General features: G+C 72.4%; 8 protein-coding genes, 2 pseudogenes and 1 riboswitch. Of the genes and pseudogenes, 4 read left to right on the top strand and 6 right to left on the bottom strand.

Annotation, left to right across the window (positions count from 1 at the left end):
- Positions 1-83 (top strand): annotated as a pseudogene (locus ACWEEU_RS30080) (IS5/IS1182 family transposase); the annotation flags it as partial.
- Between the two features lie 9 nt (positions 84-92).
- On the opposite strand, the pseudogene ACWEEU_RS30075 reads toward ACWEEU_RS30080, so the two are convergent.
- Both ACWEEU_RS30075 and ACWEEU_RS30070 read right to left on the bottom strand, forming a co-directional pair.
- Positions 93-245 (bottom strand): annotated as a pseudogene (locus ACWEEU_RS30075) (VOC family protein); the annotation flags it as partial.
- Between the two features lie 224 nt (positions 246-469).
- On the bottom strand, positions 470-1,384 hold the full coding sequence (locus ACWEEU_RS30070; protein ID WP_451736730.1) for a lamin tail domain-containing protein: 915 nt from the start codon (positions 1,382-1,384) through the stop codon (positions 470-472).
- Positions 1,385-1,939: 555 nt separating this feature from the next.
- A riboswitch (guanidine-III (ykkC-III) riboswitch) is annotated at positions 1,940-2,007 on the top strand.
- 10 nt (positions 2,008-2,017) lie between these two features.
- Between ACWEEU_RS30070 and ACWEEU_RS30065 the strand changes: the two genes are divergently transcribed.
- Both ACWEEU_RS30065 and ACWEEU_RS30060 read left to right on the top strand, forming a co-directional pair.
- Positions 2,018-2,332 (top strand): DMT family transporter, encoded by a 315-nt coding sequence (locus ACWEEU_RS30065; protein WP_385744072.1) that lies wholly within the window; start codon positions 2,018-2,020, stop codon positions 2,330-2,332.
- A gap of 39 nt (positions 2,333-2,371) precedes the next feature.
- Complete coding sequence (locus ACWEEU_RS30060; RefSeq protein WP_451736727.1) at positions 2,372-3,097, top strand: formylglycine-generating enzyme family protein; 726 nt, start codon at positions 2,372-2,374, stop codon at positions 3,095-3,097.
- On the opposite strand, the gene ACWEEU_RS30055 is transcribed toward ACWEEU_RS30060, so the two are convergent.
- The 4 genes from ACWEEU_RS30055 to ACWEEU_RS30040 form a co-directional block, all read right to left on the bottom strand.
- Positions 3,067-3,963 carry a sucrase ferredoxin gene (locus tag ACWEEU_RS30055; RefSeq protein ID WP_451736724.1) on the bottom strand — a complete coding sequence of 299 codons (897 nt, stop codon included), beginning with the start codon at positions 3,961-3,963 and terminating at the stop codon, positions 3,067-3,069. The two genes, ACWEEU_RS30060 and ACWEEU_RS30055, sit on opposite strands and share 31 nt — an antisense overlap.
- A gap of 8 nt (positions 3,964-3,971) precedes the next feature.
- Entirely contained in the window at positions 3,972-5,177 is a 1,206-nt protein-coding gene (locus ACWEEU_RS30050; RefSeq protein ID WP_451736721.1) for a cupin domain-containing protein, read from the bottom strand.
- Positions 5,174-5,551, bottom strand: coding sequence for a BatC protein (locus ACWEEU_RS30045; protein WP_385744064.1), 378 nt, complete (start codon positions 5,549-5,551; stop codon positions 5,174-5,176). The genes ACWEEU_RS30050 and ACWEEU_RS30045 overlap by 4 nt, the downstream gene beginning before the upstream one ends.
- 208 nt (positions 5,552-5,759) lie before the next feature.
- Complete coding sequence (locus tag ACWEEU_RS30040) at positions 5,760-6,686, bottom strand: CDP-diacylglycerol diphosphatase (RefSeq protein WP_385744062.1); 927 nt, start codon at positions 6,684-6,686, stop codon at positions 5,760-5,762.
- Positions 6,687-7,021: 335 nt separating this feature from the next.
- On the opposite strand from ACWEEU_RS30040, the gene ACWEEU_RS30035 reads away from it, so the two are divergent.
- A complete protein-coding gene (locus ACWEEU_RS30035) occupies positions 7,022-7,780 on the top strand; it encodes a DUF4253 domain-containing protein (RefSeq protein ID WP_451736718.1) in 759 nt (252 codons plus the stop codon).
- Position 7,781: the final 1 nt, after the last annotated feature.

Below are 7,781 nucleotides of genomic sequence, written 5' to 3'. Positions count from 1 at the left end.
AGATCTTCCGCAGATCCCGCATCAGCCCCATCCGCATGACCGTCATCGCAAAAGCCGTCCTCACCCTGGAGAGGCAACGCTGAAAACGCTCAGTGGACGCCGTCGAGTCCGGTGCACTGGTCGGCGAAGAGGCCCTGGACCTCCCCCCTGCCCTCCAGCTCCATACCGAGTTCCACGAAGAACGCGATGGCGGCGTCCATGTCCTCGACGACGATGCCGACGTTGTCCATCCGCTGAATCGCCACGCGGGCTCCTCCCTTTTTCCGGTGGCCGTGCCTCATGTGGAACGTATCCCCGGACGGAGCGGGTGGATGGCCCGGCGCCGGCCCGGCATCCTCGTCCGGGACGGCGGGCGAGGACCGATCGGACGGGGATCATGCGGAGCGGCGCGCAATGGCCGGACAAGCCGCTGCGCGCCGCGAGGAGTATCCGCGGGCGACCGGCTTCACCGGTCACTCCGTGACAGGGGTCAGTGGTGGCCGTGGTCGCCCTGGTGCTGGCCGCCCGTCTGACCGCCCTGGCCCTGGCCGTTCTGCCCCTGCCCGTTCTGGCCGTTCTGGCCGCTCGGGCCGTTCTGCCCCTGGCTGCCGCCCTGACCGGCCTGCCCGTTCTGGCCGTTCTGGCCCTGGCTGCCGCCCTGACCGGTCTGCCCGCTCTGGCCGCTCTGGCCGTTCTGGCCCTGGCTGCTGCCCTGACCGGACTGGCCCCCGTGGCTGTTCTGACCCGGGTTGCCACCCTGGCCGTTCCGGCCGCCGTGGTGCTGGCCGCCGCCCTGACCGGTGTGCCCCTGGTGGTTGCCGTGGCCGCCCTGGCTGCCACCTCGGGGACCTCCGCCGAGACCGCCGTGGTGCGACCCGTCGTGGCCCCGGTCGTGATGCCCAAGGAGGTCACCGAGGTGCCAGCCGCCCCAGCCGTGGTGGCGACGGCCACCCCAGGAGGCGTCGTCGACGAACCGGCCGCGGTCGTTGCGGAGGGTGGCGGTGTCCGAGTCGTTGTCCCAGACGTAGTCGCGACGGTCCTGGTAGACGTCGCGGTAGGTGTCCCGGCCGATGCCCGTGTGGACGCGGACGGTGGAGCTCCCGCCCAGGCGGTAGTGGCGGAAGGTGTAGGTGTGACCGTCCTCGCTCGACAGGGTCCACCCGCTCAGGTTCACGCTCCGGCGAGAGGTGTTGGTGATGTCGATCCACTCCCGGTTCAGGGAGTAGTTGGAGCCGTTGTCGAAGCCCGGGGAGTCGTACTGCACATCGCTGATCACCACACCCGAGCGGTACGGAGCTGCCTGGTGGTGGATGGTCTGGGCGGAGGCCGGCAGCGCGGCCGCACCGAGTGCGGCACCCGTGGCGAGGGACGCGGCCGCAATGCGGGAGATCGAACGAGAAGACATCAACAGTGCTCCCCTTGGGGTACGAGCCCGGTCCCGACCAGCGTGAACAGGCCAGGAGCGGACAGTGTGCGAATCCCGGCCGGTGCCGAGGACCCATAGCTTGTCCCCTCGCCCGCCCTGAAGCGAGATGCACCGTTTCGTGTTGCCGTATACGGATATTTCCGTGACGGTCGCCTGTAGCGCTCAACCAACCCCGCGGGCGCCAACACCCCGTTCGCGGGCGTATGCATCCATCCCGTGATCACCGCGATGGGAGCGGTTTCCGGCCATGAGGGGCGCCGCCGGACCGACGGGCCGGTTCCGGCGAAAGACCCTTTCGGCGCGTAACGGGAAAATACGAATTCATTGACGTGAGGGGCACTCAGTAGCGAGACCCGCCCGCGTTGCGGCGGGGAGCGGCACCCCTTGGCCGGGGCGGTGAAGACCGTGGAATCCCAGCGCCGGGTCGCGGGGCCGGGAGGGCGCCCCTGTACCGTCCACGGCCCCTCGGAAGGCCGCCCGCTCCCACCCCGGCGCGGTCTGATTGCCAAGCGGTGCCCCGTGTGACAGCTTGGCCGGGAGCCCCGAAGAGGGAGCTTCCGGACGAGGGGTGCCGTACCCGGTGTGCGACAAGACGGCCCGCGGGAGGCTGTCGTGGCGTGGCTCGTTCTTGCCGTATCGGGTGTGCTGGAGGCCGTCTGGGCCACCGCGCTGGGGAAGTCCGAGGGGTTCAGCCGGCTCGTACCGTCGCTGGTCTTCGTCGTGGCGCTGGCCGCGAGCATGGGAGGGCTGGCGTACGCGACGCGCGACCTGCCGGTCGGCACGTCCTACGCGGTGTGGGTGGGGATCGGGGCGGTCCTCACCGTGCTGTACGCGATGCTGACCGGGGGCGAGTCGGTGAGTGTGCCGAAGGTGGTGTTCCTGGCGCTGATCGTGGGCAGCGTGATCGGGCTCAAGCTCACCCGTTGAGTAGGGTGGTCCGTCGTGGACTCGGGGGCGGAAAGCGCGATGGTGGCCGTTCCGTCGGGACGCGTGGTCCTGTCGGACCGGCGGACGCGGCGGAGTTGGCCGGTGGAGGTCGCGCCGTTCCTGATGTCGGCGGTCCCGGTGACGCAGGGGTGGTACGCAGAGCTCATCGGTGGGCGTCCGAGCAGCGTCCGGGGCGAGCGGCTGCCCGTCGAGGGCGTCTCGTGGTGGGACGCGGTCCGGTTCTGCAACGCGCTGTCCCGGCGCGAGGGGCTGCGCCCCGCCTACCGCCTCCCCGAGACCGGCACCGAAGCCGCCGACCCCGCCGCCCCCGACTGGGACACCACCGCCGACGGCTACCGCCTGCCCACCGAGGCCGAGTGGGAGCACGCCTGCCGCGCGGACACCACCGGACCGCGCTACGGCCCCCTCGGCGAAGTCGCCTGGTACCAGGGCAACTCCGGCGGCCGGCCGCACCCCGTCGGCGGCAAGCGGCCCAACACCTGGGGCCTGCACGACATGCTGGGCAACGTCTGGGACTGGTGCTGGGACGTCTACGACCCCGAGGTGTACGGCACCTACCGCGTCCTGCGCGGCGGCGGCTGGGCCGACGAGCACTGGAGCTGTCGGGCATCGGTACGCCGACGCGGTCACCCGACCTTCCGGATCGACGACGTGGGCTTCCGCGTCGCGCGCTCCGCACCCCACCCCACGCTCGGCCGTGGCGGCCTGATTCCTCAGACGGACTCGATGGACGTCACGTCGTAACCCACCGTCGGGTGCGGCGCCAGGCCGCGGCACGTGAGCCGGTACGGTGCCGTGCGGCGGGCGTGGAGCCGGACGTCGAAGGCCGTGGGGCGGGGCGCGTGGAGTTCGACGCGGACGCGCCAGTCGTCGCCGTCGCGGGCGGTGCCGGTGACGGTGTAGGCGTGCCGGGCGGCGGGGCCGAAGCGCTGGAGGAGGGCGGCGACCGCGACCTGTTGCGGGGGAGCGAGGTCGGTGTAGCCACGGAGGTGGTCCGCCTGGACGCGGCCCGCCAGGTGTTCCTCGACCACACCGACCGCGGAGGCGGCGTCGAGGCAGCCGTAGTAGACGCCGTCGGGCAGGAGGACGACGTTGGCGGCGAACCGGTCGCCGCCGACGTGGGTGCATTCCCACACCAGGTTCGGCCATCGCTCGCTGAGCGCGCGGGCCACGGGGCGGCCGCGTACGGCGCAGCAGATGTCGTGCTGGCCGTGGACGCAGACCAGGACGACGGGCGGGTGGTCGAGTTGGCCGGGAGACCGGAGCGCGTCCGCGATCTCGGCCAGGTCCTCGTCGCGGGTCCAGGTGCCCCACCGCTGGCGGTAGGCGCCGGAGCGCTCGTAGTGCAGTACGGCCCACCGCCCGGGGGCGTCGGGTCGGGGACGGGCGAGGCGCCTGATCAGCAGGATCCGGGCCCGGACGGTGTGGGCGGCGGACCAGACGAGGTCCTTGACCTCAGGGACCAGGTCGAGGCCGTCGAAGCCGTTGGACGGCCAGGAGCCCCGGTACTCGACGAGCACCCAGACGGCGCCGCGCGGCGCCGTGCCCGCCATCGAGTCGCCGCGTATCCGGGCGGCGTCCGCGCAGAAGAAGCGGTCTGTGGTGGTCACCGGAGCGGCTACTGTCCGGCGGGCACCAGGACGCCCGCTCGCAGCAGCCTCTCGGCGAGCGCGAGGCCGAGGTCACCGGCCGTACGGACCTCGCCGTCGAGCAGGCGGCTCACCGCGGGCAGGTCGGTCTCCGGGAAGTCGAGCCAGCCGACGCGGGTCCGCAGGCGTGCCCCCTCCAGCCGGGCCTCCAGCGCCTCGCGCAGCCGCACCGGAGATTCGGGGTCGAGACACTCGACGGCGGCGAGCTGGGACAGCGGACCGAGGGGAGCGGGGCGGCCCTGGCCCCGCCTGTTCCGGTGGATCAGGGCAGTCGCATCGGCCTCGGCGACGGCTGCCGTGAGGCGCGCGCGGACCGTGCCGAGCGCCCGCTCCGCCCCGCCGACGCCCAGGGGCAGCGAGGCGCGCGTCTCCGGGTCCTCGCGCAACGCCGCCAGCGCGGCCTCGGCGAGCTGCTCGGCCAGGGCGTAGCGCGTCCACACATGGACGCCCAGCGTCAGATGGACCGACACCTCGCCCTTCGCGCGGGCGGCGTGCAGCCAGCCGCGCGGGAGGTAGAGCACGTCCCCGGGCTCCAGCACGGTGTCGATGTACGCGGGTCCCTTCGCGGCCTCGGCCACGGCGGCCCGGTGATCGGTCCACGGCTGCTCGCGCAGCGGGTCCGGGTGGACGGGCTCGTGCACGAGCCAGCGCTTGCTGCCCTGGATCTGGACGACGAAAACGTCGTGCACGTCGTAGTGCTCGTCGAAGCCCTGGTTCTGCGAGGGCGTGACGTAGGCGTTGGCCTGCACCGGGTGCCCCAGTTCCGCGCCGAGCGCCGCGCACAGGTCACCGACCGGCGCCCAGGTGCGGTGCAGTGCCTGGAGGACGAGCGTGGCGCCGTCCGCGAACAGCCGCCACAGCGCCGTGTCGTCGAGCTGGTCGGAGACGGTGGCGCCGACGCCGCCCGGCGAGGTGAAGGACGACTCGGGCACCACGGCGCCGTCCTTGGCGACGCGGAGGAAGGGCGTGCGCAGACCCCGGCGTGAGATCAGTTCGTCCACGGCACCGGCGCCGAACACGTCGGAGAAGTCGCTCGCGCCCCGGGTGAGCAGCGCGGTCCGTGACCAGACGTTCCGCGCGAAGTCCTCGAAGGCGAGCCCGGTCAGGCGGCGCTCCAGAATCCCGGCGCCCGTGGGGGAGGCGGGATTCCGGTAGCCGGCGCGGGAGTCGGTCAAGAGCCGGCGCTGCCGTCCGCGCCTCCGTCGTGCACTCCGGGCTCACCCGCGGCACCGCCGTCGGCGGGACCTTCGGCGCTGCCGTCCGCGCCGCCGTCGTGCACGCCCGGCTCCCCGGCCGCACCGCCGTCCGCCGGACCCTCGGCCCCGCCATCGGCACCACCGTCGTGCACGCCGGGCACTCCGGCAGCGCCACCGTCCGCCGGACCCTCGGCGCCGCCGTCCGCGCCTCCGTCGTGGACGCCGGGTCGACCCGCCGCGCCGCCGTCGGCGGGACCTTCGGCGCCGCCGTCCGCGCCTCCGTCGTGCACGCCCGGCTCGCCCGCCGCGCCGCCGTCCGCAGGGCCTTCGTGCTCGTTCGGATTCTTGGACATGGCCACAGTTCCTCCTCGGCATCGACATGGTGGGTGCCGCCCGCCGGTGGTGCCGCTCATGGCTCCCCGGCGGTGCGACGACCGCACTTCGACCACGGTCACCCAGAAACGGGCGGCCTGCATCCGGTGGCGGTCGTGCCCCGGCCGTCGCGGGCGGGGAGCACGGCGCCGTCGGCAGGACGGCGTCCGCCGGACACCGCCGGGTGCGTCACGTGTAGACCAGCAGGTAGTCGCATGTGCTCGTGCCGTCGTGGATCGACGTGTCGCTGTTGAGGACGTAGAAGGAGCCCGCGAAGCCGGAGGACGTCATCTTCGGGACCACGATCAGGGTCTGGTCCGCCATGTTCAGCGAGTTCGGGCGCACCACGTTCCGGTAGAGCAGGGTGAAGAGGTTGTCGCGGAGGTTGGGGAGCCGGAGGATGCGGTACACCCGGTCGCCGCTGCCCGCGGGACCCGAGACGGGCGCCTGGTTGGCCGGGTCAGCCCAGGACGAGGGCTGGGTGGCCATGCGGCCGTCCGCTTCGAGCTGCTGCAGCCGCCGCTGGGTGCTCTCCCGGATGGCGGCCATGTGAATGTGGAGCTGCTGGAGACGGCGGGCGCCCTGTGAGTTGATCCCCAGCCCGATGTACGGGGACTGCACGGGGACGTTTCCACCGCTCCGCGCGTTTTCCCATGCCTCGTGCCAGTAGTTAGGCGCGGCGTCGGTGTGGATAAACGGGCATTCGATACCGGTGATCCGGCAGGTGGGCAGCGTGAGATAGTTGTGCGTGTTTCTGGGCGCGCCGTGCAGAATGATGTAATTCGGGGTCATCACCAGGCAGTCGGGCTTGGGCTGCGGCGGCGGAGGCACGATTCCCTGCGTGCAGTACTGGACGTCGTGCCACAGCGGGTCGTCGTCGGTGGGGCTGCCGCAGATGCCCTGGAGCGAGACGGGCGGACAGGTCACGCCCCCTCCCGGCGGGGCGGTGGAGCACGAGGGATCGGGCGAGGGACCGCCGCCGAGCCCCTGGCCCGCCGCCGCGGGCGCGCTCACCGTCGCCGCCGCGCCGGTCAGCAGGACGGTGGCACCGACGGCGCCCGAGAGCGCGACGAATTGACGCCGGGGTACTTCGTCCGCGTTCTTCTGGTCGTTCACGCGTGCACTCCTGGAGTGAGAGAGGGGATTTCCGCCCCGGTTTTCCGATTCCCGCCGATCCGCTCACAGGGTAGGGACGCAAGAAGGTATTTCCCATCGGCTGAACGGGTTGGTGTCACGTGTTGCGCCATTGAGAGGAATTCCATTTGTTGTATGCGGCGGCTCGTGCGGTGGGGATCGCGCGGGTGGGAACCTTTTTCTCCGGTCGCCGGGAAAGTGCCGTCCGCGCACGTGCGTTACCGGGACACGTCGTCTTCGACCCGATGCGTCACGGCAGGCTGTTCCAGGACTGACGGCCGGGACCAACCAGGCGGTCGGACAGCTAACTTGGGCGCATGTCCCCGACGTTGCCCTCAGGGCTCCCGCCCGGCCGTCTTCTCCCCGCGGGGACCGCCGCGGTGTGGCTGTCAGACCGGCCGGTGGCCGACCCGGTGGCGGTGTGGGCACGCTGCGAGCGTGCGCGGGACGACACCGGGCTCTGGCCGCTGCTCATCGCCACGCCCGAAGTGCGGCCGGGGGAGACGGACCTGACGGCCGTCGGCACCCTGGATCTGAGCGGCGTGCTGGAGCGGAGCTGGCGCTCCTACCGGCGTGCTCAGGTGAAGTGGCTCGCGATGTCGGAAGGAGCCGGCTCCTCGGGAGAGGACCCCGGGGCGCCGTTCGACCACTGGCCCGGCCTCGCGGCAGGCGTCCCCGCCTCCCAAGGCGCCCCCCACTCCACCGCCCGCACCGCCCTCACCCGGCTCGTGACCGGCCCGTACCCCCTGACCGCACCCCACGTGGCCCTCGTTCCCGCCGCCCGCTCCGCCGACCTCCCCGCCGTCATCGGCTGGCAGGCGAAAGTCCCGCTGCCCTTCCTGTGCGCCTTGCTGCGCGGCTGGGAGGAGCGGTTCGGGGCGCGGGTCGTCGCCTTCGACCGGGAGACGATCCATGTCTCCGTGGCACGTCCGCCCGGGGACGCCGACCATGCCGCCCACCTCGCCCTGGAGCATGTACTGAGCGGCGCCGACAACGTCGGTGACGGCACCGTCCGGTACTCCGCCTACGCCGCGGGGCTCGTCGGTGCGCCTCTGTGGTCGTTCTCGTGGCACTGAC

The organism is Streptomyces sp. NPDC005004 (assembly GCF_053600675.1).
This window is presented reverse-complemented; position numbering and strand designations above follow the sequence as displayed.

Bases quoted from the DNA above. Each gene is read 5' to 3' on its own strand.
- ACWEEU_RS30070 (WP_451736730.1), bottom strand. From the start codon at position 1,384: ATGTCTTCTCGTTCGATCTCCCGCATTGCGGCCGCGTCCCTCGCCACG.
- ACWEEU_RS30060 (WP_451736727.1), top strand. From the start codon at position 2,372: ATGGTGGCCGTTCCGTCGGGACGCGTGGTCCTGTCGGACCGGCGGACG.
- ACWEEU_RS30045 (WP_385744064.1), bottom strand. From the start codon at position 5,551: ATGTCCAAGAATCCGAACGAGCACGAAGGCCCTGCGGACGGCGGCGCG.
- ACWEEU_RS30035 (WP_451736718.1), top strand. From the start codon at position 7,022: ATGTCCCCGACGTTGCCCTCAGGGCTCCCGCCCGGCCGTCTTCTCCCC.